This window comes from Psychrobacter celer, assembly GCF_016107555.1.
Classification (GTDB): Bacteria; Pseudomonadota; Gammaproteobacteria; order Pseudomonadales; family Moraxellaceae; genus Psychrobacter; species Psychrobacter celer.
The window spans coordinates 1-529 of the sequence record NZ_JABASU010000070.1; the positions used below are offsets into that span (position 1 = coordinate 1).

Consider the following 529-nt stretch of genomic DNA (forward strand, 5'->3'; position numbering starts at 1 on the left):
TTGACTTCCTCCCCTCCCTAAACGGAGGGGATTCCTACTAAAGACGGCCAAGCCCGACCGCGAGAATGTTTTTCGCTCCATTAACATCTCTGTTATGGGTCGTTTTACAAGAACGACAAAACCATACTCTTATACCAAGCCCTGATCTACCTTTCGGACTGTCTTGGCGAGAGCCGCAACACGAGCAGGTTTGGGTGCTGTACGCTTCATTGACTTCGATATAGTGGCAACCTGCGTTCGCGCATTTATAATCCAGTTGCCGCTTAATCTCAAACCAACCCGCGTCATAGACGGATTTGGCCAGTTTGGATGAAGTGAATGATGTTGATTTAATTTGACCAACAACGATTAAGCTGTTGGCCTTAACAAGCTTTGATGTGAATTTATGGATCAAGTCTTGGCGGGTGTTTTTAATCTTGGCGTGTATCGCACGGACTCGCTTTTTGTTTTTAGCACGTTGGGCGGTGGCCAGTTTTTCGGCGTATTGATGGGTCAGCTTAGTGGTTAGAACATCACCATCACTACTGAC

Annotated in this window: 1 pseudogene; it reads right to left on the minus strand. The window is 46.7% G+C overall.

The window, feature by feature from the left end:
* Positions 1 to 17 precede the first annotated feature (17 nt).
* Positions 18 to 529, minus strand: a pseudogene (locus JFC05_RS12715) (RNA-guided endonuclease InsQ/TnpB family protein); the annotation flags it as partial.